This is a genomic window from Pseudomonas alkylphenolica, from assembly GCF_000746525.1.
GTDB lineage: Bacteria > Pseudomonadota > Gammaproteobacteria > Pseudomonadales > Pseudomonadaceae > Aquipseudomonas > Aquipseudomonas alkylphenolica.
Genome location: NZ_CP009048.1, coordinates 2,935,895 through 2,958,317, shown reverse-complemented (window position 1 = coordinate 2,958,317; position 22,423 = coordinate 2,935,895). Strand labels below are relative to the sequence as shown.

The following is a 22,423-nucleotide window of genomic DNA, read 5'->3' as shown; positions in this document are numbered from 1 at the left end:
AATTCACAAACAATATTGGCAGTCTCTACTGATGGATTGTATATATTGCAGCGGAATTCAATGTTAACAACCCATGCCCGAAAAAGTTAAGCGCTCCTGTTCAGGAGGGATTTAATCATGGGTATTCACAAGGTAAAACTGCGGCTCACCCCTGATAAATGGGGAGCTGATTTTTTAGCGTTGGTGCTGCTTGTTTTTGTTTTCTTTTCGCCAGCCGCGCAATCGGCGGACTGCATCAAACTGTGCGAAGGCGGTAAGCATGACTGCCTGAACGTCTGTTCAAACGCTCCATCTGCCTCAAAAATCGCCGCTTGCAGTAATGCCTGTTACTCGACGTACGACTGTCCAGCGCGGTGCGCCAACCCGAAATCGCCAATTCCGCAATCGCAACCTTCTGCACAGAAAAACCCGACGACCCAGTGCAATAGTGCATGCAATCAGCAATATTCACAGTGCGCGATGACGTGCCAAGGAATAACGTCGTGCTTTGAAACCTGTGGCAGCATGGCAAAAAACTGTTTTAGCGCCTGCGGAGGATTGTCGAACAGTACATCCTCTTCGCAATCTCAAGGGCAGTCAAAAACTCAGGAGGTATTAAATAAAGTTGATTCCTTGAACAAAGCGGTCCAAGGGATATTTGGAGCAGGAGAGTAAATTTCCGCGCATTTCAGCCGCCGCGGGGCTACTGCATTGTCAGCACCAACCCCCGGCAACCGCCCTGGATCAATGAAATTTCCGGCGTTGCAGCTTTTTGCTTGCCAGCAACCACAAAAATCATAATTTCGTCATTTCCATCCTTTGCACAGAATGCGACCTACACCCACCCACGACGATCCGCGTGGGAAACCTCAGTAGGGCGCAGCGATGACAAACAATAAAACAGCAATAGACACGCTCGTAGTCGGCGCCGGTCAAGCCGGTGTGGCGATGAGCGAACACTTGAGCCGACTCGGCGTGCCGCACCTGGTTCTGGAACGCAACCGTATCGCCGAAGCCTGGCGTACCGGGCGTTGGGATTCACTGGTTGCCAATGGCCCGGCCTGGCACGACCGCTTCCCCGGCCTGGAGTTCGACGGCCTCGATCCCGATGCTTTCGCCGGCAAAGACCAGGTGGCCGATTACTTCGAAGCCTACGCGAAAAAATTCAACGCCCCGGTACGCACCGGTGTCGAGGTGACCAAGGTAGAGCGCAATGTCGGTCGCCCTGGCTTCACCGTGGAAACCTCCGACGGCGTGATTGAAGCCAAAAATGTCGTGGTTGCCACTGGCCCGTTCCAGCGCCCGGTGATTCCGGCGATCGCGCCTGCAGACGGCAAGGTTTACCAGATGCACTCCGCCGAATACCGCAATCCTCAGCAATTGGCCGAAGGGGCTGTGCTGGTGGTGGGTGCCGGTTCTTCAGGTGTACAGATTGCCGATGAGCTGCAGCGTGCCGGCAAGCAGGTCTACCTCTCGGTCGGCGCCCATGATCGTCCGCCACGCGCCTATCGCAACCGCGACTTCTGCTGGTGGCTGGGTGTACTCGGCCTGTGGGACGCTGAAGGCGTACAACCCGGCAAAGAGCACGTCACCATTGCCGTCAGCGGTGCGCGTGGCGGTCATACCGTGGACTTCCGCCGCCTGGCCCAGCAGGGCATGACCCTGGTTGGCCTGACCAAGGCGATCAACAACGGCGTGGTGAGCTTCGAATCGAACCTGGCGGAGAACATTGCCCGCGGCGACGAAAACTATCTGGCCTTGCTTGATGCCGCCGACGCCTACATTGCCGCCAATGGCCTGGATCTGCCGCCAGAGCCGGAAGCACGGATCATGCTGCCGGACCCAGACTGCATCAGTAACCCGATCCTGGAGCTGGACCTGGCCAAGGCCGGCATCACCACGATCATCTGGGCCACCGGTTATTCGGTCGATTACAACTGGTTGCAGGTCGACGCCTTCAAGGCCGACGGCAAGCCGCAGCACCAGCGCGGCGTTTCCAGCGAACCGGGCATCTACTTCGTCGGCCTGCCATGGCTGGCACGTCGTGGCTCGGCCTTTATCTGGGGTGTGTGGCACGACGCCCGGCATATCGCTGAACACATCATCAAGCAACGCGCCTATTTCGATTACCGCGATGCCTCGCAACGCCAGGCCGAAACCCCTGCAAGCCACATTCAGTCCGCCAGCCTTATGGAAGTCCGTTGATGCCTACTCATACTCGTATCCGCATGTTCAACACCAAAGACACCTACCCAAACCAGACCCTGGACAACGACCTGTGCCAGGCGGTCCGCGCCGGCAACACCGTGTATGTGCGTGGCCAGGTCGGTACCGACTTCAACGGCCAGTTGGTGGGTCTTGGTGATCCACGGGCCCAGGCCGAGCAGGCCATGCGCAACGTCAAGCAACTGCTCGAAGAGGCCGGCAGCGACCTGAGCCATATCGTCAAGACCACCACCTACCTGATCGACCCGCGCTACCGCGAGCCGGTGTACCAGGAAGTCGGCAAATGGCTCAAGGGTGTGTTCCCGATCTCTACCGGTCTGGTCGTCAGCGCCCTGGGTCAGCCGCAGTGGCTGATGGAAATCGACGTGATCGCAGTCATCCCCGAATAAGGAGCGTGCCATGACCTTTTCCATCGTCGGTCGCTGCGCCGAAACCGGCCAGCTGGGGATTGCCATCAGTTCGTCGAGCATTGCCGTCGGTGCCCGTTGCCCCTGGCTGCGCTCCGGTGTCGGTGCGGTTTCGAGCCAGAACATCACCTTGCCGGCCCTCGGGCCGCAAGTGCTCGATGCCCTGGGTGAAGGGCTGGCGCCGCACCAGGCGCTGGACCACGCACTGACCCGCAACGGCTACAGCCAATACCGTCAGGTAGCGGTGGTTGATGCACAAGGGCGAACTGCGGTGTTCAGCGGTAATCATGCCCTGGGCACGCACAACGCCCTGGCCGGCGAGCAATGTGTGGCCGCTGGCAATCTGCTGGCCAACAGCGCGGTGATCGAGCGCATGGTCGAAGCCTTTGAGAACAGCGAAGGTTGTCTGGCGGCGCGCTTGCTGAGCGCACTGCAAGCCGGGCAGGACGCTGGCGGGGAGGCGGGGGCGGTACATTCGGCGGCGCTGTCGGTGGTTGGCGAGCTGGTCTGGCCGATCGTCGATCTGCGCGTGGACTGGGCTGACGAGAACCCCATCGGCGAACTGCAGAAGCTCTGGAGCGCCTATGAGCCACAGCTGCAGGACTACCTGACCCGCGCCCTGAACCCGACCCTGGCCCCGAGCTATGGAGTGCCGGGCGATGAGTGAGCTGCGCAGCCGCGCCTTGCTGGCCAGGCTGATCGGTTTTGCCACGGTCAGCCGCGACTCGAACCTGCAGTTGATCGAGTTCGTGCGCGACTACCTGCAAGGCCTTGGGGTGGGTTGCGAGCTGATCTACAACGCCGAGCGCAGCAAAGCCAACCTGCTGGCCAGTATCGGGCCGGCAGTGGCGGGCGGCGTGGTGCTGTCGGGGCATACCGATGTGGTGCCGGTGGACGGTCAGCCCTGGACGGTTGAGCCGTTCGCCCTCAGCGAGCGCGATGGCAAACTCTACGGCCGCGGTGCGGCAGACATGAAAGGCTATCTGGCTTCGGTACTGGCTGCGGTGCCGGTGTTTCTTGCCAGCCCGCTACGCCGCCCCGTGCACCTGGCGTTTTCGTATGACGAAGAGGTGGGGTGCCTGGGTGTGCGCAGTCTGCTGGAAGTACTGCCGCAACGTATCCCACAGCCGGCCCTGTGTCTGATCGGCGAGCCGACAGAACTCAAGCCGGTGCTGGGTCACAAAGGCAAGCTGGCGATGCGTTGCCATGTGCATGGCGCACCGTGCCATTCGGCCTATGCGCCGTATGGCGTGAATGCCATCGAACAGGCGGCACGCCTGATCGGTCGCCTGGGTGAGATCGGCCAGCGCCTGGCCGCACCAGAGCATCACGATGAACGTTTTGATCCGGCGTTCTCCACGGTGCAGGTCGGGGTGATCCAGGGCGGTACGGCGCTGAACATCGTGCCGGCGGATTGTCGCTTCGATTTTGAGGTGCGTGCCTTGCCAGCGTTCGAGCCGCAAGCGGTGGTCGACGAATTGCAAAGCTACGCCGAGCAGACGCTGTTGCCGGCCATGCAGGCGGTCAAGGCCGACACGGCGATTCGCTTTGAACCGATTTCGGCTTATCCGGGCCTGGCCACCGCGCCTGAAAGCGCCGCCGCGCAGTTGGTCGCGCAACTGTGCGGCAGCAATGATTTCAGCACCGTAGCCTTTGGCACCGAAGGTGGTTTGTTCGACCAGGCCGGGATTCCGGCGGTGGTCTGTGGCCCCGGCAGTATGGATCAGGGCCACAAACCCGACGAATTCGTCAGTGTCGAGCAAATGGCGGCCTGCGACCGCCTGATGGACCGCCTGGCCGAGTACCTCTGCAGCAATTGATAACAAATGATCGCGGGGCAAGCCCGCTCCCACCGTGGGCCTCGGTGGGAGCGGGCTTGCCCCGCGATGCTGCTGATGCTTATACCAACCAGGCCGCAAACTGCTCCTTGCAGTAATCGACAAACAACTGCGCAGGCTTGGTCAGCTGCGCACGTTTCAACCAGCCAGCCACCAGGCCGGAGCCGGTAACATCTTCAGCCAGCTCGACGCAGACCAGCTCCTGCCCATCATAGGTGCTGGTGGTGTGTGGCCGGGTAACCAGCAGCGCAAAACCAAAGCCCTGGCCGACCATGCCGCGCACCATTTCAATTGAAGGCGAGCTGAAGATAATGTTCGGGCTCAGCCCCAGCTCTTCGAAAATGCTCACGAAATAGGTACGGCTGGGCTGCACATCCAGCAGGATCATCGGCTCCAGCGCCAGATCACGCAGCGACACCTGCGCCTGCTCGGCAAAGCGATGCCCGGCCGGCAACAAGGCGTAGGGCCGTTGCGGCGCCATCAACGCTTCGGTCTCGATGGTGCTGTCCAGGTCATGATCGTAGAAGATCGCCAGGTCGTAACGCCCACCCGTCAGGCCTTGCACCAGCTCCTGCTGCTCGCCGTCCTGCAGGCGGATCTCGACCCCCGGAAAGCGCTCGCGAAAGCCCTTGATCAGGCGGGGCAGGTAGAGTGGGGCGACAGTCTCGAAACAGCCGATATCGATCTGTCCGCAAACCACGTCGTTATCGGCCAGGGCGTTCTGTTCGAACTCGCGGGCCATGCGCAGCAGTTCCAGGGCTTTGCGGTAGAAGCGTGCGCCACCGGGCGTAAGCGATACGCCCTGAGCATGATGGCGGATAAACAGCTGCACGCCGAAGCTGTCTTCCAGGCCTTTGATTGCGGTTGAAATCGACGGTTGCGCAATGTACAGCTTGCGCGACGCCTCGGCGACGCTGCCGCATTCCACGGTGGTGACGAAATACTTCAACTGACGCAAGGTATAGGACGCCACAGTGCACCTCTGGCTGATTATTTTGCTACAGGTTACCCCTTTGACGCCCGGCGGCTGCAGCGGATTTTGCTCGCCATTGAGCATATTTTCGCTGTGCAGCCGCTGCGTGCTTGCGATTAATCGGCCGTAATCTCGTGTACCTGCCAGCGCACGGAACTGACACCTTTTTCCAGGCTCACCCGGCTGACCAGGCGTTCCAGCTGGGTCGGCGCGTCGGGGCTGCCGAGCAGTTCGGCGCGCACTTCCAGTTTCGCCGGGTTGGCCAGGTCTTCGCTGTGCAGTGACTGCAGGCGCAGACCGCCACTGCCGAAGCTGTGCAGCATCAGGCTGCGCACCTGGATTTCGTCTTCGGCGCGGCAGGTGATGCGCACCTCAAAACGCTGCTCGGCTTCATTGGCCGGCAGCACCTCTTGATGGTTCAGGCGCTGGGCAATGTCGCGCAACAGGATGTTGGCACAGAGCACCACACAGCTGCCGACGGCCGCCTCCAGCAACAGCCCCATGCTGCACAGCACCCCGACCGCAGCGGTGCACCACAGCGTCGCGGCCGTGTTCAGACCGCGCACATTCAGGCCATCGCGCATGATCACGCCACCGCCGAGAAAACCGATGCCCGACACCACATAGGCGGCAATACGCGAAGCATCGGTGGCGGCCATGTCCGGCACGGCCTGGGTCATCAGCACAAACAGGCAGGCGCCAGTACTGACCAGGGCATTGGTGCGCAGGCCGGTCAGGCGTTGGCGCAGTTGACGTTCAGCGCCGATCAGGGCACCGAGTACGAGCGCGACGGTGACGCGCAGGAGAAATACTTTCCAATCCATGACAAACCTCGAATCCACGGCGCAAGGCCGCAACGCATCGAATACGGTCGATGCCGGTATGAATAAATGGATTGCGCAGGGTCACAGGCCAGGGCCACGAACAATCGTGTCGGGCTTGCAGGAAGGGAGAATGAAGCGTCGCATCCACTGGGGATGCGAGACACCACTGACCACCATGTACGGCGGGGCAGTGGCAGAAAGAGTCTGCTGAACTAGCGCGCCGTATGAACCTGTCGCAATCGACTAGAGCTACTGTCCAATGCAGGACTCCTGTATAGGCATGCAAAAATGCGGGCGAGAAACTAACGTTCAAAAGCAGCAGGGTCAAGGTTGTTTTCATGACAATTGCTTCCCCAACCCACTGGATCGCCACTGTTCCGGATTTGCAACGCTGTAGTGTGTGAACGCCGCTTCCGCCGGCCCGCCGCTGTGGCTAAGGTAAGCATCACGGCGCGGCGAGGGAGCGGTATGCAGCCACTGATCAATTATTTCAAGATGGTCCTGCATCCGGGGCCGGACACCTTCCGTTTTGCCCTGCGGACCATCGTTGCCTGCCTGCTGACCCTGTACCTGGCCTTCATCTTCGACCTCGACCAACCGAAATGGTCGATCATGGCGGTGTTTATCGTCAGCCAGCCCTTGGGCGGCATGACCTTGCAACGCAGCTTTGCCCAGGTGGTGGGTACCGCCGTCGGGGCCGCGGTGGCGGTGCTGATCATGGCGCTGTTTCCCCAGGCGCCGTTGCCGTTCATTGTCACCCTGGCGCTGTGGCTGGCCTTGTGCACCGCGGGCGGCACCTTGCTGCGCTATACCAGCTCGCATGCCTTCGTGCTCAGCGGCTTTACCGCCGTGGTGGTAGCCATGCTGGCAATCCCCGAGCAGGACAATACCCTGATGCTGGCCATTACCCGGGTCACCGAAACCCTGCTGGCAGTGGCCTGCGTGTGCGCCGTCAGCCTGCTCAGTGCCCGGCCGCAGGCGGTGGCCACGGGCTACTTCGGTAAAGTCGACAACCTGATCAAGCTGATGGCCGCGCATGCTGCTGCAGCCATTCGCGGCGAAGAAAGCGCCGCAGCCTTCAGCCAGCGACAGATGCAGATTCTCGGTGAGATCAGCGCGCTGGAAGGGCTGCGCCGCCACCTGTATTTCGATGCCCCCCACCTGCGCAGCGCCAACGACCTGGTGCAACTGCTGGGCAACCAGCTGGTGCTGCTCAGCTCGCGGCTGACCGTGCTGCGTAATCAGAAGCTGATGATCGCTGAACGTTGGCAGGGCGCGTATCCAGACTTCATCAACCAGTTGCTCAGCGACGAACTGATGTTTCTCGATCAACTGGCGCAACAGGGCAGGGCCATGCCCGCCAGTGCGCGGGAACACTTCAGCGCCCTGCAACGGCGTTTTGACCAAGCCGCCCTGCAAGCCGAGCAACTGGCGCCCGATTTGCCGCCGACCTTGCGCTCTCTGGCGTGGGCATTGCGTTGGGAGCAGGCGCGGTTGCTTGAGCAACTGAGTGAAATGCTCGAACTCAGTGACGCGATTCAGGACGGTCGAGCAGGCGACTGCCTGTACCGACAGGCCCGGACCAACCCGCTGCATCTGGATTTTCGCCTGGCGGCGATGAACGCCAGTCGTGCGTTTGTTGCCTTGCTGGTCGCCGGGCTGATCTGGATCGAGACGGCGTGGGACGGAGCCCGCGCCGGGGTCATTCTGGTAGGCATTCTCTGTTCACTGATGGCGACCTTTCCGCGTCCGTTGATGGCGGCACAGAACTACGTGCGCGGTTTGGGCATGGCCTTGCTGGTCTCGGCGCTGTATCAGTTCTGGCTGATCCCCCAGGTGGTCGATTTCGAGATGCTCGCGCTGTTGTTATTGCCGTTGCTGTACGTGGTTGCGGTCGGGCTGTCGACGCCAATGACTGCGGGGATCGGCATGGGCCTGGGCTTGTCCAGTTTCCTGATGTTCGGGCCGCAGAACATCGGCGCCTGGCAGAACACTGCGATTCAGTGGTTCGAGTTTGCCGGCGCCTATGTATGTGGTGGGGTACTGTCGTTGCTGGTGTATGCCTGGCTGTTTCCGTTCAACCCGCAGTTGCGTATCGAGCGGTTGTTCCGCGAGACCCGTGAACAGGTGTATGCCTTGCTCAAGGGGCCGAGCTCCGATGAGCGCCAGTTTGCTTTCGAAAGCCGCATGGTTGACCGCCTGACGCTGATCATCGGCCTGTTGCCCGCCACACAGGACGCCCGTTCAAAGGGACTGTTCGAAGTCAACCTGGCGTGCATGGCCCTGGGTGTGGCGTTGCGCCAGTTGCAGGAGCAGGGGCGGGCTAACCTGTTGCTTACCGACAGCAGTCGCGCGCGTCTGGAACAGGTGTTGCGTGACACCGGTCGCTATGTGACCGGGCGCACCCGGGGGCAACTGACGGTGCTGCTCGATACCCTGCAAGCGCTGGGTGAAGACCTCGACGCCCTGCACAGTGAGCAATTCACGGCAGCGGCTGAGCAGTTGCGTTCGCTGTTTCGCATTCGCGTCGCGCTGTTGGTGATCGCCGGCTTCCTGCGTCACTACAACCGCTACCTTGATCCCGCCGCCGAAGGAGAGCCAGCCCTTGCCCATTGATTTCGAAATCGGCGGTGTTTACCTGCCGCCGATTGCCCAGGCGCTGTTGCTGGCCATGCCGCTGTTGTTTGCCCTGTTGTGGTTGTTGCAGCGCCTGGGCGTGATGCAGCGGGTGTGGCACCCGGCCTTGTTCGAGGGCGCGTTGTACACCTGTATTTGTGCCTTGATCATCCTGTTCATGGGGAGCTGAAACGGTGAAGAAACTTGTGGCCCAGGCGTCGACCCTGGTAATCGTGGCACTGGCGCTGATCCTTGGCTGGTTCGCCTGGGAGCACTACACCCGTGCCCCCTGGACTCGCGATGCGCGGGTACGAGCGGACGTAGTGACACTGTCGGCCGATGTCGCCGGGCGCATCGTCGCCCTGCGGGTCGCCGACAACCAGCACGTGGACAAGGGCGAGCTGCTGCTGGAAATCGACCCGGACCGTTATGCCCTGGCGGTCGAACATGCCCGTCGCGCCATCGAAGTCGCCCGTGCCAGCGAAGGTCTGGCCCAGGCGGCGATTATCGCCAGTCAGGCCTCGCTCAAGCAGCGTCAGAGCGAAGAGCTGCGACGGCGCACCTTGAAGCAAACCGCAGCGATCTCCGGCGAAGAGTGGGAAAAGGCCAGCACCGATGTTGCCGTTGCCCAGGCCGAGCTGATGCGCGGGCAAGCCAACCTGAGCCTGGCCAGCGCCAACGTGCAACTGGCCACATCGGCATTGACCCAGGCGGAACTGGACCTGCAGCGCACGCGTATCTACGCACCGGTCAGTGGCTACGTCACCAACCTGTTGACTCGTCAGGGCGACTACGCCAGCGCCGGTGGTCCGTTGCTGGCCCTGGTGGACAGCAGTTCGTTCTATGTCAGTGGCTATTTCGAGGAAACCAAGCTGCCGCGCATCCAGATAGGCAATTCGGTGCAGATCGCACTGATGAGCGGTGAACACTTCGAAGGCAAGGTGCAAAGCATCGCCTACGCGATCACCGACCGCGAAAATGCCCCGGGCAGCCGCCTGCTGGCCAACGTCAACCCCAGCTACACCTGGGTCAAACTGGCCCAGCGCATACCGGTACGGATCGAAATTGATCCCGGCTATGCCGGCAAGGACAACCTGCGTGCCGGCACCACAGCGACGGTGACCGTGCGCCAATAGCGTGACGAAATGCCTCCTGCCGGGCGGGTCAAAATGGTAGGCTCTTGGCCGTTTGTGCCCACCAGTCGATAGATGTCGCCATGATCCTCAACCTCGCTGTTTTTCTCTGCACCCTGACGGCCATGGAGGGCATCGGCTACCTGGCGCATCGCTACATCATGCATGGCTGGGGCTGGTTCCTGCATCGCTCGCACCATGAGCCGCACCTGGGGGCGCTGGAAACCAACGACGTCTACCTGCTGGCCCTGGCGCTGATTGCCTTCGCCCTGGTGGCCATCGGCCGCGCCGGGCATGCGCCGTTGCAGTGGGTCGGGGCAGGGGTGGCGGCGTTCGGGGTGATCTACGTGATCGTGCATGACGGCATCGTGCACCGGCACTGGCCGTTCAAACCGCGACCGCGTAACCGATACCTCAAGCGTTTGTACAAGGCGCACTTGCTGCACCATGCGTTGAAGGGGCGGGATAACAGTGTGTCGTTCGGCTTTCTGTATGCGCCGCCGATGCACAGGTTGAAGCGGCAGTTGCGCGAACGACGCCGCCAAAGCTGACAACTATCTGGAATACCCTCCGGTGGGAGCGGGCTTGCCCCGCGATGCAGTGTGACTGACAAACCGCAATCGCGGGGCAAGCCCGCTCCCACCGGCCATCAAAGCTTGAGGTTCGGGGGAATGCGCAATTTTGTACAAGATCGCCCGGCGTGATCAGCGTACGCTGGCGTTGTTCCCTACATGGAGTTAGCGCATGAGCCTGCATATCGAAACCCCGCTGCTGGCATCCCGCCCGCTGAGCCTGGCCAGTGGCCTGGACGTCTGGCTGAAACTGGAAGCCTTGCAGCCTTCGGGCTCGTTCAAGTTGCGCGGTATTGGCGCTGCCTGTGAGGCCTATGCCAAACAGGGCAAGCGCCGTTTCGTGTCGTCGTCAGGCGGTAATGCCGGGATCGCCGTCGCCTACGCCGGTCGCTGTCTGGGCCTGGCAGTTACTGTGGTGGTGCCGGAAACCACCACCGAGCGGGCCAAACAGCTGATCCGCCAGGAGCAGGCCGAAGTCATTGTCCACGGCAAAGCCTGGCATGAGGCCAACGCCCTGGCGCTGTCGTTGCTGGGTGACGACGATGCCTACATCCATCCCTTCGATGACCCGCTGCTCTGGCAGGGCCATGCCAGCATGATCGATGAAGTCGCCGCCAGCGGCTTCAAGCCGGATGCCGTGGTGCTCTCGGTTGGCGGGGGCGGGTTGTTCTCCGGCGTTTGTGAAGGCCTGGCCCGCAATGGCTGGGGGCAGGTGCCGGTGTTCGCGGTAGAAACCGCAGGTGCCGCCTCGCTGGCTGCCACCATGGCGCAGAAGCAGCTGGTCGCGCTGGACAGCGTCAACACCGTGGCCACGTCCCTGGCAGCCAAGCAGGTGTGCCAGCGTGCGTTCCAGTGGACGCAGGAGCGTCCGGTGCATAGCCACGTGATCAGCGACCGCGAGGCACTCGATGCTTGCGAGCGGTTCCTTGCTGACCAGCGCATTCTGGTCGAGCCGGCCTGCGGTGCGGCGTTGGCCTTGGCTTATGCGCCAACAGAAGCGCTCAAGCAGTATCAGAAGGTGCTGGTGATCGTCTGTGGCGGCGTCACCGCGACCATCGATCAGATCCGCCAGTGGCGGGCGGCCTGCTAGTTGGATAGCGTCATCCATCAAGCCCCCGGGCATCCAGGCGTACGCCTGATCGATGCGCGCTACCAGCAATTTGCCTTTCCGCGGCACTTTCACCTGGAGTATCACATCGGCCTGATGGTCGCCGGCCAGCAGCGCTATGCCGCGGGCGGCGAGCATCAGCTGGCCGGGGCAGGGGACATCCTGCTGATGGCGCCGGAGCATGTTCACGACGGCGCCAGTGCCAACGACCAGGGCTATGGCATTCGCATCCTGACCCTTGACCCGGTTTGGCTGGCCGAGGTCAGCCGTGACTTCAGCGACGGCCGCCAGGGCTTGCCGACCCTCAACGCCGCGCAGTTACGTCATCCGCAGCTGCAACAGCTGCTCAATGGTTTGCACCGGCAGCAGGACTCGCTGGCATTTCAGAGTCAGCTGTGGGAAGCCCTGGCGTTGTTGCTCGGGCTGGGCTCCACGCTCAAGGTCAGTGAGCCTGGCAACGGCTTCGATCCGCAGCGATGGCGACAGCTGCGCGACTGGCTGGAATCACGCCTGGATCAGCCGCCAGGTCTTGAAGAAATGGCCATGTTCGTTGATTTGAGCCCCTGGCAACTACTGCGCCGCTTTCGCAATCATTGCGGGCTGCCACCCCAACAATGGCTGACCCAGCTACGCCTGGAACGGGCCTTGCCACGGGTGCTGGCGGGCCAGTCACTGAGCGCGATTGCCCTGGACCTGGGCTTCTACGACCAAGCGCATTTCAGCCGTTTGTTCCGCCGCACTTATGGCGCGCCGCCGCGTGCTCTGCAGGCGAAAAAAGCGCCCGGCAATATTTTTTAAGGTCTGAGGGAACATATTTAGTAATTTTCCTGGCTTCGCGCATTGCTCATGATCACTCCTACAAGAAAGCGCCTTTCGTGCCGGCGCGATCGAAGTACGCCCACGTACTCATCCTTGCCTTGGAGTTCGTCATGACCACCGCAACATCCGCTCCGCTTATCGAAAAACACACGATCGGATACGTGCCCCCACAAGATCGCCATGGAAAGGTGAGAGACCTGTTTACCCTCTGGTTCGGCGGCAACATCGCGCCGCTGCCGATTGTCACCGGCGCCCTGGGCGTGCAGCTGTTCGGGCTGAACCTGGTCTGGGGCATCATCGCCATCCTCGTTGGCCATCTGGTCGGCGGCGTGCTGATGGCCCTGCATTCGGCGCAAGGCCCGCAGATGGGCATTCCGCAGATGATCCAGAGCCGGGCCCAGTTCGGCTCCTTGGGTGCGCTGCTGGTGGTGGTGATTGCCGGGGTGATGTACATCGGCTTCTTCGCTTCCAACATCGTCCTGGCCGGCAAGTCGCTGCATGGCGTGGTCGACAGCGTGCCGGTGCCGGTAGGTATCGTCATCGGCGCCCTGGGCTCGGGGATCATCGGCATCATTGGCTACCGCTTCATCCATGTGCTCAACCGTATTGGCACCTGGGTGCTCGGCGTGGGCATCGTGCTGGGCTTCGGCTACATCCTGACCCACATCCAGACCGCTGACTTCCTCACCCGTGGCAGCTTCAACATCTCTGGTTGGCTGGCGACGGTATCGCTGGCGGCGCTCTGGCAGATCGCCTTTGCCCCGTATGTCTCGGACTACTCGCGCTACCTGCCGCAGGACGTTGGTGTGGCGTCGACCTTCTGGGCCACCTACCTGGGTTCGGCGCTGGGTTCGAGCCTGTCGTTCGTGTTCGGTGCGGTGGCGGTGCTGGCCACTCCGGCGGGCATGGACACCATGGATGCAGTGAAACTGGCCACCGGCAGCATCGGCCCGTTGATGCTGGTGCTGTTCCTGCTCAGCGTGATCAGCCATAACGCCCTCAACCTGTATGGCGCGGTGCTGTCACTGATCACCCTGGTGCAGACCTTCGCCCACCGCTGGATCCCTACGGCCAAAAGCCGGGCGGTGCTGTCGCTGGTGGTGCTCAGCGGTTGCTGCGTGGCGGCGGTTGGCGCCTCGGCGGACTTTATCGGGCACTTTGTCGATATGGTCCTGGCCCTGTTGGTGGTGCTGGTGCCGTGGACGGCGATCAACCTGATCGACTTCTATGCGATTCACAAGGGCAAGTACGACATCGGTTCGATCTTCCGGGTCGATGGCGGTATCTATGGGCGCTACAACCCGCAGGCATTGCTGGCTTATGCCATCGGTATCGTGGTGCAGATTCCGTTCATGAACACACCGTTGTATGTCGGTTCGGTCTCGGCGTATATCGATGGTGCCGACTTGTCCTGGCTGGTTGGTTTGCTGGTGACCTCGCCGCTGTATTACTGGCTGGCAAGCCGGGATTCGGCGTATCGCCGCCGGCAGATGTCGATGCAGTTGGCCATGCGTTAACACACCCTACGGTGGGAGCGGGCTTGCCCCGCGATTGCGATTTCCAAGTCACATCGCATCGCGGGGCAAGCCCGCTCCCACAGACATACAGATACACACATCACAGCTCAAGGCGGAGAAACAGTGATCACCGTGGAGCCGGAAAACGGCCCCGGGGTCACTGTTCCGCGGGTACTCAAGGTCGAGGTGATATCCAGCGGGGTGTTCCGGCCGTCTGCAACCGCCACATTGACGCCCGCTGTGGCGTCCTTGCCGTTGACAGTGATCTTCGAGTACAGGCTGCCGTCGTCCCTGAGGCGTACGCCAAAAGTGTTTGTTCTGGAGGCCGAGACGGTCACGCTGGCCGGGCCCCGGCATTGCAGACTGAGCTGGGTCGAGGCTTGCGCCCGGTCCAGCGCATTGTCGGGCAGGTTTTTATGGTTGATGTTGTTATCGCCCTTGATCTCGCACATCAGCCTCGGTGCAACGACTCGGGTGCAGGGGCCGAACGGATCAACTGCGCCACCAAGGTTGGGGCCGGTCGTCGAACGGCCGAACGCGATGCAGACTGCATCTTTGACGGAATTATTCGGGACCAGAATCGATCCGCTGTGGGGTATTCGAAAACCTTCACGCTCCATATCCCATAGCAGGTTGGTCATCGACTCGCTGCCTCGGCGAACCGGCACATGCCAAGTTGTGTCGTAGGATCCTACTGCGGCGGAGCTCCCGGCACCTTTGTACGCGCTTATCGAAATGTTACAAATGGTTTTACGATAGTCGTCGGATACGCACGGGCTCGGCATTCCTGCCGCGCCCGAACTCCAGCCGCTTACTGTGAAGTGATAGCGTACGCCCCCCGGTTCATACTGACTTTCCGTTGTTGTAATGATGATAGCGTGTGCCTGGAGTGCGGTAGCGCCGAACAGGACCGCTGCCAGGGCGCTGCGCAGCACCGTTGGGTAAGGCTTTTTCATGGTGATCACTCGTAACTCAAGGCAAAGGTCATGGAGGCTTCGAAGTCGCCCAGTCCGAGGCTGCGATTGGCTAGCGCCTCGGGTTCGCCTTGCAGGTAGGCATTGAAGTTGAGCAGATTGTCGCCGCTGCTCAGTTCGCCCATGCGGTGGCTCTTGTTCAACGGCAAGGCCGTGCCGGCGGTCGTCTCCAGCCCCACCAGCAGGCCTTGGACGGTCGCGCTTTGCAGCACCAGCAGCCCGGGTGGTTCGCTGCTTTCGTTACCACTGAAGGTGATGCTGACTATGCGTTTACCGACGTCCAGATCGCAGTTCTTCAGGCGCAGCTCGATGGGGCGGCCCTTGGTTCTGCCGTTGAGGTAGAGGTCGTTGTCGATCACGCTTTTGAAGTCCAGTTTGATCAGCTCATTCTCCTCGGCCAGCACGCAAGGTTCATTCACCAGGGTGCCGGAGAAGTACAGGTTGTCTTCTGCTGCCTGTAGCGCAGGCAACCAGAGGCTGGCGGCGCCCCAAACGCTCAGGGTCATGGCCCACTTGCCCATAGATCCTCCTAGTAGAGTTCGGCCATCAGTAGCGCCGAAGCGGTAAAGTCGGTGCTGGGCAGCGCCGCCCCGGTAAGCTTTACTGGTACGGCTTCCAGCACTGGCGGTGTCGATGCGTTGACATCGATCTCTCGGGGTTGATTGGGAATCAGTGGGGTACCGCCAAGCAGTACCTTGATGCCCAGGTCGTTCACCGAGGTCTTGAGCGCGGCAGGGTCGAAATGGGCGTCAGTGCCCTTGAGGGTCAGGCGCATGTGCCATGTGATGCCTGCGTTGGCGGCACCCGGGCATTCGATCTGGTAGGGAATCGCCTGGCGGTAGAGCTCGCCATCGATGCGGTTGACGGCGATATTGCTCTGAAAGCGCACCTCGATACGCCCTCCCTTGTCGCTGACGGTGCAGCCGGGCGGAGCCAGCAGCGTGCCGCTGAATTGCAGGTTGTCTGCGCCAATGCATGGCAGGGGCAGGGCGGCGACTGACAGTATTGCCAGCTTGCGATAGAGGGTATTCATCGATAGTCCACCACCAGGGTTGCGCTGGCCTTGAACGCGCCGGCTTTGATTTCTCTGTTTTCACGCTTGACCAGAACGGCTTGCAGCACGGGCTGTTTGCGGGTGTCGAAGTCTGCCCAGGTGTTGACCGCAAGCCGCGCACCGTCCTTTTTAAGGGCGATGCCGAGGCTGTCATAGCCGGGTACCACCAGCAGCGCCGGATTGAAGGCGGAGGCGGGGGTACCGCGCACCTGCATGCGCAGTTCATTACTCGTCGAGCGGCTGCAATCGAGTGTGTACTCCAGGGTGATGGTCTTGTAACTGCCATCGATGCCAGCGGTTTGCACATCGCCAAACGGTGCGCTGATGGGGGCGTTTTTATTGATCACGCAAGGAATCGCTGCATAGACAACACCTTTGATCGTCACCACCTGCTGCTCGGCAGCATCGGTCGAAGATGCGCTACCCAGCAGCACGGCCAGCATGGCAATACGTGTGACAGTCATCCTGCAAGCCTCAGTCATATGCCAGGTTCACATTGAGGCTGGCGCGAAAGGCGCCCGGGCGCAGCGGCGCGGACGTGCGCTCAGGCCGGATGTAATAGGTCAGCTGGCTATTACCGGGCGAGACGAACCAGGCCGGAGCTATGCGGCCCAGGCGTACATTGTTGCCTTGCACATCGACCAGACGCAGCCCGAAACCCTCGGCACCGACCACCTTGATCAGATCGGGGGTATCGGCATCGGCCACCGCGTTGAAGGCCAGCGCTGCCACCGGCTCGATCGCGCTCCAGACCAGGGTGCCCTGTTGCTCATCACGGCGGCCGCCGTCGCTGCGCACACAGCCTTGCAGCTTGAGATGCAGGGCCACCGGCGTGCCCTGATCACCCATGCGTGACAGCCGGGCGGTGCTCAGTTCGCCTAACGACAGGGTCTGATAGGCGGAGCTGAGGTCCAGGTAGCAGGCGCTTTCCAGCAAGGTCCCGGTCACCTGGAACTCGGCCGACTGCACAGGGCTGCCAGCGGCGTGAGACAAGGTCGAGACACTGGCGCTGCAGAGCAAGACTGCCAGACAGCTACGGGTTCCAGGCATCATGATTTGCCCTCGGGTGAATGAGTCATCGGATGTCAGCGTTTGCTGGCAACGGGGCTGGCGGTGCAGGTGGCTGTAACACAGCTGAACTGCAGCTGCGGTCGGCCGCCATAGTCATTGACGTAGGTGAGCACCGGCTTGTCGCCCAGCGCCTTGCTGCTGACGCCCAGATCGAGCTGGCCCCGCGGGGCGACCATCAGGGGTTTGAAGTCGGTTGCGCTGGCGGCCTTGAGGTTGGGCGTGGCGTCGATTAGCGTGACGTAGTAGGGCGTCGGGTTGTTGACCAGGTAGCGGTCGTTCTGGCGGGTCAGGGTCAGTTTTTCCTGCCAGGGGGCTTGGTTGACACCGGCCCTGGGGGCGATTGCCGCAGGGCGATAGAACAGCTTCACCCGCGTCTGCAGGGCGATCTGCAAGGTGTTCGGCTTATCGCTGCGTGGTGGAATCTCACGCAGGTTGAAGTAGAACAGCGACTCGCGGTCCTGCGGCAACTGGCCTAGTTCAGGCAGGCCCTGAATCTTCACCTGGCTGTTGGTCCCGGCTTCCAGACGCTGGATCGGCGGCAGCACCACCAGGGGGCTGGTGATCTTCTCGGCCTGTTCGTTTTCGATCCAGGCCTGGGCCAGGTAGGGCAGCTGGGTGTTCTGATTGCTGACGCTGAGGCTGACCGATTTCTCGCTGCCGGTAAAAATCACCCGGGTGCGGTCCAGCGACACGGCGGCCAGGCTGGTTTGTGTCGTGCACGCGCCGATCAGGGCGAGCAGGGGCAGGGTGTTGCGCTTGAAGCTGGTGTTCATAAAGGTACCTGTTGCAAATAGATTAAGCGGCGCTGTTGTCCGCCTCGCTGACGGGCTGGCACAGCAGCTCCAGTTGTCGTTCCGGCGATTGCACCTGGTCGGGCAGGGTGAAACGGCAACGCGAGCTGCCACCCCAATGCAGCGACATGCTTTCGCCCGGCTTCATGCCGCTCAGATAAGTCGATCCGTCTTCGCCGACAATGCCGGTTTCCTGGCCGCGGCGGTTCTGCGCGGTGGCGCCAAAGGGCGGCGCGCTGCGGTCAGCCATGCGAATGACGACCATGGCTTTGTGTCCGGCGATCACATCGAAACGGCGATAACCAATCGCACCCTCGGTCAGGGTTGCCTGGGTAATTGACTGGGTGGCTTCGACATCGTCGGCCAGGCTGTCCAGGACGATGCTGGCCTGGTTGCGGTAGTAGCTGTTGACGTCGGTCACCACCGCCTTGCCGAAACGGTTGGTACGGGTGACCCCACCGTTGCCGCGCACCGGCACGCCGGCCACGCCCTGGGTATCGAGCAGCAACCGGGTGCCGCCCATGACGCTGCTGCGGTGCAGCGCCGCACCTTGACCGGTCAGGGTCGCGCCGCCTTGCAGGGACAGGCCGGCCGAGGTGTACTCACCGGCCTGGTAGCTGGCGCTGGCCACCACCTGGGCCTGATCGCCATCATGGGAGAGGAAGCCGCTGGCGGTTTCGCCGCTTGAGGACTTACCGGCGCTGAGCATGTAGTGGTTACGCTCATCGATGCGGTCGTAGTAACCCAGGCTATGCCTGCTTTCGCCACGATTGACCGATGAGTTGTAGCTGAATGAACCGGTGTTGCCCCAAGGAATACTGACCGACAGGTAGGCACCGTCATCGGAGGTGCCGTTGGCCTTGTTCTGGTAGGTGGTCAGCGACAGGCTGAGGTTCTTCAGGCCGCCGACATCGAAGTAGCGCGACAACGACAGGCTGTAGCGATCACTGGCCTGGCTGTTCCAGTAGGTCTGGTGGTTGTAGTTGAAGTACAGGCTGAGCCCGGAGTCGCGAAACTGTTTACTCACCGTCGCGGTGTACAGCTCCTTGCTCTGGTTCAGCGCCTCGCTGCCGCGCCGGGCTTCGATGAACTCGTTCATGCTCAGGTAGTTTTCCTCCGAAAACCGGTAGCCAGCGAAGGTGACCTGGCTGTCGTACTCATCGAAGCGTTTGGAATAGCTGGCACGGTAGGACTTGCCGCTCAGCGTGTTGCGCTCCGGCAGGGTGGCCCGCGACTGGGTGACGTCGAATGACAGCGCACCGAACGCCATCAGGTCGCGGCCCACACCCACGGCCAGGGAGCCGTAGTCCTTGGCGCCGAGGCCGCCGCCATACAATGACCAGCCATTACTGACACCCCAGGAAAACTCACCGGTGGCGAAGGCCGGGCCATCCATCTGATGCTCCCAATCGGAGGGTTTACCGGCGGCCAGCTTGTAGCGCACCGTACCCGGACGGGTCAGGTAGGGAATGCTGGCAGTGTCCATCTGGAATTCCTGGACGCTGCCGTCCTGTTCTTCGACGCGCACGTCCAGTTGGCCAGAGACCGCATCGTTGAGGTCCTGGATTCGAAATGCGCCTGGCGGCACCTGGGTGTCGTAGAGCACCCGGCCTTGCTGGCGAATCACCACGCGCGCGTTGGTGCGTGCCACACCCCTGACTTCCGGGGCATAACCCCTGAGGTTGGGTGGCAGCATGTTGTCGTTGCTGCTGAGGTTGCCGCCGGTGTAGCGAAAGCTGCCGAACAGGTTGGAGTCCAGATAGTCTTCACCGACGATCAGGCTCGAGCGCAGCGACGGCACGGCGCGCAGCGCATAAAACCGGCTCCAGGCAAATTGCTGTAGTGACGGCTGGTCGTCACTTCGTTGCACCTGGGTCTGCCAGTCGCCGCGCAAGCGCCAGGCGCCCAGGTTGATACCGGTGGTGCCATTGCCACTGAGGTTGTCGCTGCGACCTTTACCCTGCTTGCGCTCGGTGGTCTGGGCGTTGAAGTTGTAATCGAACAGCACCCCGGCAATACCGTCATCCCAGCGCGAAGGCGGGTCCCAGTTGGCCGCGGTGTATTCCAGCTGGTCCTGGGGGATGCTCAGGTACAGCCCCGCAGTGCCCAGGTTGCCACGGGCCTGCATGCCGGGAACGCTGCCCAGGTCCAGGCAGTCACCGGCGTGCCACCAAGTCAGGGATTTGATCACCTGTTCTTTCAAGCCCAGTTCATTGACCAACGCCGGCGACAGGCAGGCAACGCTGCTTTTTGGGTCGTCCTCGGCGGGGAAATAGTCAACCGGGAACTCCGTCAATGTATCGCGGTTCACGTGCACCATCAGACTGTATTGGCCGGGCATGATGAAGTTGGCCGAAGCAAACACCCCAAGATCAAGGTTCTCGCGATCCTTGAGGTCCAGTACATCGGTGTTGAATTGGAATTCTTCGGCTGCACTTGCCCACGTCGCGGCACAGCACAACGCCGTGGTAGCCAGTACCTTACGGTGATCCACGTGATTAAATCCTTGAACGACACTGCACACTGAGTGTCTGCAGTTCAGAAGTGCTGAATGCTCAGCTTGATCGTGGCGTGATAGTCGCCTGCTTCCAGTGCATGACCGCTACCGACGAGTGACAGCGAGTAATTAAGCATCAGGCTGTCGCTAGACAGTGAACTGTGCTCAAGTAACATGCCGGGTGAAATCAACTTTCCTTGTTCATCTTTTATCTGTAATGCAATGCCTTGTGCGCCGCCTTGAATACCGAAGTATTTACCTTCCGCTTCACCTTCGAACGCCAGCTTGAAACGCTGTGCAGGCTCGCTATTGCTGGACGCACTGGAACTGATGCAATCGCTGATATGGATGCTCAGGGATTGTTGAGATGAACTATCGCCGCTCACTAACCCATTAAGTGCGGTGGGTTTAAACGCCACGGTCTGATTGTCATTACCCACGCGGATGCTGCAGGCACTATCGACAATGCTCCCGGCCAGTTGCACGCGCCCCTTGAGTGCGCCGCCAATCGGCGCCTCAGCAGCACTGGCGGGCTGGCCCCAGGCGTACAGGAACAGCGGCATCAGCAGCAGCGCGGTTGAACGAATCATTTAGACCTCCGCTAGCTCCCCCGCAGTACGCAGTTTGTGCGTACTGCGGGGTACTTCAGTGACGGTAGCCGTTACTGATAAGCGAGGGTGAAGTTGGCGAAGGTCTCGAAGTCGCCCGGTACGATTTCGGCCGCAGTGCTTTCGCCGCCGCCTTCCGGGGCAACCATGTCGCCTTGCAGGTAGGCATTGAACTGCAGATAGGTGTCGCCATTGGACAGCGTCTGTGCAGGCGAAGCAGTGCCAAGCTTGATCAGCGCGCCGGTGTGGTCGGCGATGGCCAGGCTGGCACCTTGGGCAGTACCTTTGAGCGCCAGCAGGTCAGGGTTGGATGAAGGCGAACCGCTAAAGGTCGCGGTGGCCGCCTTCAGGGCGCCCAGCTCACAGCCGCGCAGCTCGATCTTGAAGGGGGTCGGGTTGGATTTGCCGCCGTTTTTCAGGGCAACGTTGGCAATCTGATCCATGTCGACAGTCTGGTATTGCGACTCTTGAGCGATGGAGCACGGTGCATCAATAATCGCGCCCTTGAAGGTAATCACACCGTGCCCCTGATCTTTGGCAACACTGACAGCAGAAGTCGCTGCAAGGGAAACCGCCATGATCGCGCCGGCCAACGTACTAAGTTTCATTTCACACTCCTAGTTATAAATTGATGTCCTTGAAGGGGACTCAATGGAACACTCTCTCAGCTGCGGTATCTGTGCACCGTTGAGCTGGGATAAGTCTAGGAGTGAGCAGGGAAAAAGTGAGTAGGACGTTGCCGACGCAGGCCTAGGAAATTTCCTACGTGATCATTGAGTGTCGCTCAGGGAGTCAATGCATTGCGTTTGGCGAACTCGGCCAGATCGACCAATGAAGTAGCGCCCAGTTTTTGCAAAAGCCGGGTTTTGTAGGTGCTGACCGTTTTATTGCTGAGAAAGAGCATTTCACCAATCTGCTTATTGGAGTAACCCTGAGCCAGATACTGCAATACCGTCACTTCCCGGTCGGTCAGCGATTGAATCTGTTCACGTTCAGTCAGTTGCTCCGCCGGATTGACACTGTCAAAGGTCAGGGCGGGAAAGAAGGTATAACCGGCGTCCACGGCTTTGATCGCAGTGATCAGGCTGCCGAGGTCTTCTTCTTTATTGACGAAACCGCGCGCCCCCAGCTGAATACAGCGTCGGCACACCGAATCGGCCGGTTGCGAAGTCAGTATCAATATTTCGCTACGCACATTCAGGGCTTTGATACGAGAGATAACAGTAAACCCGTCCAGTTTCGGAATACCAATATCGAGAACGACCACTTGTGGGGCCAGGTCGCGTACCAGCTGAACAGCATCGAGTCCATTGTCTGCTTCACCCACCACGCGCATGCCGTGCTTTTCCAGCAGGACCCTGACGGCAAGTCGAATGACCGGATGATCGTCAACTATCAGAACGCTATGCATAGTGT

The 22,423-nt window shown here is 61.0% G+C and carries 24 protein-coding genes; 12 read left to right on the top strand and 12 right to left on the bottom strand.

What is annotated here, in order from left to right:
• Window positions 1-117: 117 nt before the first annotated feature.
• The 5 genes from PSAKL28_RS27675 to argE all read left to right on the top strand — a co-directional run bounded on the left by PSAKL28_RS27675 (window position 118) and on the right by argE (window position 4,432).
• The gene (locus tag PSAKL28_RS27675) at window positions 118-654 is read left to right on the top strand and encodes a hypothetical protein (protein WP_157687028.1); all 537 of its coding nucleotides are present in this window, start codon (window positions 118-120) and stop codon (window positions 652-654) included.
• A gap of 210 nt (window positions 655-864) precedes the next feature.
• Window positions 865-2,184, top strand: coding sequence for a flavin-containing monooxygenase (locus tag PSAKL28_RS13415; RefSeq protein ID WP_038611125.1), 1,320 nt, complete (start codon window positions 865-867; stop codon window positions 2,182-2,184).
• A complete protein-coding gene (locus tag PSAKL28_RS13410; protein ID WP_003201555.1) occupies window positions 2,184-2,594 on the top strand; it encodes a RidA family protein in 411 nt (136 codons plus the stop codon). The genes PSAKL28_RS13415 and PSAKL28_RS13410 overlap by 1 nt, the downstream gene beginning before the upstream one ends.
• Window positions 2,595-2,604: 10 nt before the next feature.
• On the top strand, window positions 2,605-3,279 hold the full coding sequence (locus tag PSAKL28_RS13405; protein WP_038611119.1) for a DUF1028 domain-containing protein: 675 nt from the start codon (window positions 2,605-2,607) through the stop codon (window positions 3,277-3,279).
• Window positions 3,272-4,432: an acetylornithine deacetylase gene (gene argE, locus PSAKL28_RS13400; protein ID WP_038611116.1), complete on the top strand. Its 1,161-nt coding sequence runs from the start codon at window positions 3,272-3,274 to the stop codon at window positions 4,430-4,432. The genes PSAKL28_RS13405 and argE overlap by 8 nt, the downstream gene beginning before the upstream one ends.
• Window positions 4,433-4,511: 79 nt before the next feature.
• On the opposite strand, the gene PSAKL28_RS13395 is transcribed toward argE, so the two are convergent.
• Both PSAKL28_RS13395 and PSAKL28_RS13390 read right to left on the bottom strand, forming a co-directional pair.
• A complete protein-coding gene (locus PSAKL28_RS13395; RefSeq protein ID WP_038616624.1) occupies window positions 4,512-5,423 on the bottom strand; it encodes a LysR family transcriptional regulator in 912 nt (303 codons plus the stop codon).
• A gap of 116 nt (window positions 5,424-5,539) precedes the next feature.
• Complete coding sequence (locus tag PSAKL28_RS13390) at window positions 5,540-6,247, bottom strand: MgtC/SapB family protein (protein ID WP_038611113.1); 708 nt, start codon at window positions 6,245-6,247, stop codon at window positions 5,540-5,542.
• Window positions 6,248-6,715: 468 nt separating this feature from the next.
• On the opposite strand from PSAKL28_RS13390, the gene PSAKL28_RS13385 reads away from it, so the two are divergent.
• The 7 genes from PSAKL28_RS13385 to PSAKL28_RS13355 all read left to right on the top strand — a co-directional run bounded on the left by PSAKL28_RS13385 (window position 6,716) and on the right by PSAKL28_RS13355 (window position 14,012).
• Window positions 6,716-8,863: an FUSC family protein gene (locus tag PSAKL28_RS13385; protein WP_038611110.1), complete on the top strand. Its 2,148-nt coding sequence runs from the start codon at window positions 6,716-6,718 to the stop codon at window positions 8,861-8,863.
• The gene (locus PSAKL28_RS13380; protein WP_038611108.1) at window positions 8,853-9,053 is read left to right on the top strand and encodes a DUF1656 domain-containing protein; all 201 of its coding nucleotides are present in this window, start codon (window positions 8,853-8,855) and stop codon (window positions 9,051-9,053) included. Before PSAKL28_RS13385 ends, PSAKL28_RS13380 begins: the two co-directional genes overlap by 11 nt.
• 4 nt (window positions 9,054-9,057) lie before the next feature.
• Entirely contained in the window at window positions 9,058-9,999 is a 942-nt protein-coding gene (locus PSAKL28_RS13375) for an HlyD family secretion protein (RefSeq protein WP_038611105.1), read from the top strand.
• A gap of 80 nt (window positions 10,000-10,079) precedes the next feature.
• Window positions 10,080-10,547, top strand: coding sequence for a sterol desaturase family protein (locus PSAKL28_RS13370; RefSeq protein WP_038611102.1), 468 nt, complete (start codon window positions 10,080-10,082; stop codon window positions 10,545-10,547).
• A 193-nt stretch (window positions 10,548-10,740) separates the two neighbouring features.
• The gene (locus PSAKL28_RS13365) at window positions 10,741-11,658 is read left to right on the top strand and encodes a pyridoxal-phosphate dependent enzyme (RefSeq protein ID WP_038611099.1); all 918 of its coding nucleotides are present in this window, start codon (window positions 10,741-10,743) and stop codon (window positions 11,656-11,658) included.
• Complete coding sequence (locus PSAKL28_RS13360) at window positions 11,659-12,474, top strand: AraC family transcriptional regulator (protein ID WP_038611096.1); 816 nt, start codon at window positions 11,659-11,661, stop codon at window positions 12,472-12,474. It abuts the gene before it with no gap.
• 131 nt (window positions 12,475-12,605) lie between these two features.
• Complete coding sequence (locus PSAKL28_RS13355) at window positions 12,606-14,012, top strand: purine-cytosine permease family protein (protein WP_038611093.1); 1,407 nt, start codon at window positions 12,606-12,608, stop codon at window positions 14,010-14,012.
• Between the two features lie 107 nt (window positions 14,013-14,119).
• Here PSAKL28_RS13355 and PSAKL28_RS26495 read toward each other — a convergent pair whose 3' ends face one another.
• The 10 genes from PSAKL28_RS26495 to PSAKL28_RS13305 form a co-directional block, all read right to left on the bottom strand.
• Window positions 14,120-14,968: an MrpH family fimbial adhesin gene (locus PSAKL28_RS26495; protein ID WP_157687027.1), complete on the bottom strand. Its 849-nt coding sequence runs from the start codon at window positions 14,966-14,968 to the stop codon at window positions 14,120-14,122.
• A gap of 5 nt (window positions 14,969-14,973) precedes the next feature.
• Window positions 14,974-15,507 carry a fimbrial protein gene (locus PSAKL28_RS13345; protein WP_051939366.1) on the bottom strand — a complete coding sequence of 178 codons (534 nt, stop codon included), beginning with the start codon at window positions 15,505-15,507 and terminating at the stop codon, window positions 14,974-14,976.
• Window positions 15,508-15,515: 8 nt separating this feature from the next.
• Window positions 15,516-16,019 (bottom strand): fimbrial protein, encoded by a 504-nt coding sequence (locus PSAKL28_RS13340; protein ID WP_038611091.1) that lies wholly within the window; start codon window positions 16,017-16,019, stop codon window positions 15,516-15,518.
• Window positions 16,016-16,504 (bottom strand): fimbrial protein, encoded by a 489-nt coding sequence (locus PSAKL28_RS13335; RefSeq protein ID WP_038611088.1) that lies wholly within the window; start codon window positions 16,502-16,504, stop codon window positions 16,016-16,018. The genes PSAKL28_RS13340 and PSAKL28_RS13335 overlap by 4 nt, the downstream gene beginning before the upstream one ends.
• Window positions 16,505-16,514: 10 nt before the next feature.
• Complete coding sequence (locus PSAKL28_RS13330) at window positions 16,515-17,093, bottom strand: fimbrial protein (RefSeq protein ID WP_075226521.1); 579 nt, start codon at window positions 17,091-17,093, stop codon at window positions 16,515-16,517.
• A gap of 32 nt (window positions 17,094-17,125) precedes the next feature.
• The gene (locus PSAKL28_RS13325; RefSeq protein WP_038611082.1) at window positions 17,126-17,884 is read right to left on the bottom strand and encodes a fimbria/pilus periplasmic chaperone; all 759 of its coding nucleotides are present in this window, start codon (window positions 17,882-17,884) and stop codon (window positions 17,126-17,128) included.
• Between the two features lie 22 nt (window positions 17,885-17,906).
• The gene (locus tag PSAKL28_RS13320) at window positions 17,907-20,396 is read right to left on the bottom strand and encodes an outer membrane usher protein (RefSeq protein ID WP_038611079.1); all 2,490 of its coding nucleotides are present in this window, start codon (window positions 20,394-20,396) and stop codon (window positions 17,907-17,909) included.
• A gap of 44 nt (window positions 20,397-20,440) precedes the next feature.
• On the bottom strand, window positions 20,441-20,989 hold the full coding sequence (locus PSAKL28_RS13315; protein ID WP_038611076.1) for a fimbrial protein: 549 nt from the start codon (window positions 20,987-20,989) through the stop codon (window positions 20,441-20,443).
• 71 nt (window positions 20,990-21,060) lie between these two features.
• Window positions 21,061-21,615 (bottom strand): fimbrial protein, encoded by a 555-nt coding sequence (locus PSAKL28_RS13310; RefSeq protein WP_038611073.1) that lies wholly within the window; start codon window positions 21,613-21,615, stop codon window positions 21,061-21,063.
• Window positions 21,616-21,791: 176 nt separating this feature from the next.
• Window positions 21,792-22,418 carry a response regulator transcription factor gene (locus PSAKL28_RS13305; protein WP_038611070.1) on the bottom strand — a complete coding sequence of 209 codons (627 nt, stop codon included), beginning with the start codon at window positions 22,416-22,418 and terminating at the stop codon, window positions 21,792-21,794.
• Between the last annotated feature and the right edge of the window lie 5 nt (window positions 22,419-22,423).

Excerpts from the sequence above, each read along its gene's own strand:
- PSAKL28_RS27675 (WP_157687028.1), top strand. The coding sequence starts at position 118 with ATGGGTATTCACAAGGTAAAACTGCGGCTCACCCCTGATAAATGGGGA.
- PSAKL28_RS13415 (WP_038611125.1), top strand. The coding sequence starts at position 865 with ATGACAAACAATAAAACAGCAATAGACACGCTCGTAGTCGGCGCCGGT.
- PSAKL28_RS13410 (WP_003201555.1), top strand. The coding sequence starts at position 2,184 with ATGCCTACTCATACTCGTATCCGCATGTTCAACACCAAAGACACCTAC.
- PSAKL28_RS13405 (WP_038611119.1), top strand. The coding sequence starts at position 2,605 with ATGACCTTTTCCATCGTCGGTCGCTGCGCCGAAACCGGCCAGCTGGGG.
- argE (WP_038611116.1), top strand. The coding sequence starts at position 3,272 with ATGAGTGAGCTGCGCAGCCGCGCCTTGCTGGCCAGGCTGATCGGTTTT.
- PSAKL28_RS13390 (WP_038611113.1), bottom strand. The coding sequence starts at position 6,247 with ATGGATTGGAAAGTATTTCTCCTGCGCGTCACCGTCGCGCTCGTACTC.
- PSAKL28_RS13385 (WP_038611110.1), top strand. The coding sequence starts at position 6,716 with ATGCAGCCACTGATCAATTATTTCAAGATGGTCCTGCATCCGGGGCCG.
- PSAKL28_RS13370 (WP_038611102.1), top strand. The coding sequence starts at position 10,080 with ATGATCCTCAACCTCGCTGTTTTTCTCTGCACCCTGACGGCCATGGAG.
- PSAKL28_RS13365 (WP_038611099.1), top strand. The coding sequence starts at position 10,741 with ATGAGCCTGCATATCGAAACCCCGCTGCTGGCATCCCGCCCGCTGAGC.
- PSAKL28_RS13355 (WP_038611093.1), top strand. The coding sequence starts at position 12,606 with ATGACCACCGCAACATCCGCTCCGCTTATCGAAAAACACACGATCGGA.
- PSAKL28_RS26495 (WP_157687027.1), bottom strand. The coding sequence starts at position 14,968 with ATGAAAAAGCCTTACCCAACGGTGCTGCGCAGCGCCCTGGCAGCGGTC.
- PSAKL28_RS13345 (WP_051939366.1), bottom strand. The coding sequence starts at position 15,507 with ATGGGCAAGTGGGCCATGACCCTGAGCGTTTGGGGCGCCGCCAGCCTC.
- PSAKL28_RS13340 (WP_038611091.1), bottom strand. The coding sequence starts at position 16,019 with ATGAATACCCTCTATCGCAAGCTGGCAATACTGTCAGTCGCCGCCCTG.
- PSAKL28_RS13335 (WP_038611088.1), bottom strand. The coding sequence starts at position 16,504 with ATGACTGTCACACGTATTGCCATGCTGGCCGTGCTGCTGGGTAGCGCA.
- PSAKL28_RS13330 (WP_075226521.1), bottom strand. The coding sequence starts at position 17,093 with ATGATGCCTGGAACCCGTAGCTGTCTGGCAGTCTTGCTCTGCAGCGCC.
- PSAKL28_RS13325 (WP_038611082.1), bottom strand. The coding sequence starts at position 17,884 with ATGAACACCAGCTTCAAGCGCAACACCCTGCCCCTGCTCGCCCTGATC.
- PSAKL28_RS13315 (WP_038611076.1), bottom strand. The coding sequence starts at position 20,989 with ATGATTCGTTCAACCGCGCTGCTGCTGATGCCGCTGTTCCTGTACGCC.
- PSAKL28_RS13310 (WP_038611073.1), bottom strand. The coding sequence starts at position 21,615 with ATGAAACTTAGTACGTTGGCCGGCGCGATCATGGCGGTTTCCCTTGCA.
- PSAKL28_RS13305 (WP_038611070.1), bottom strand. The coding sequence starts at position 22,418 with ATGCATAGCGTTCTGATAGTTGACGATCATCCGGTCATTCGACTTGCC.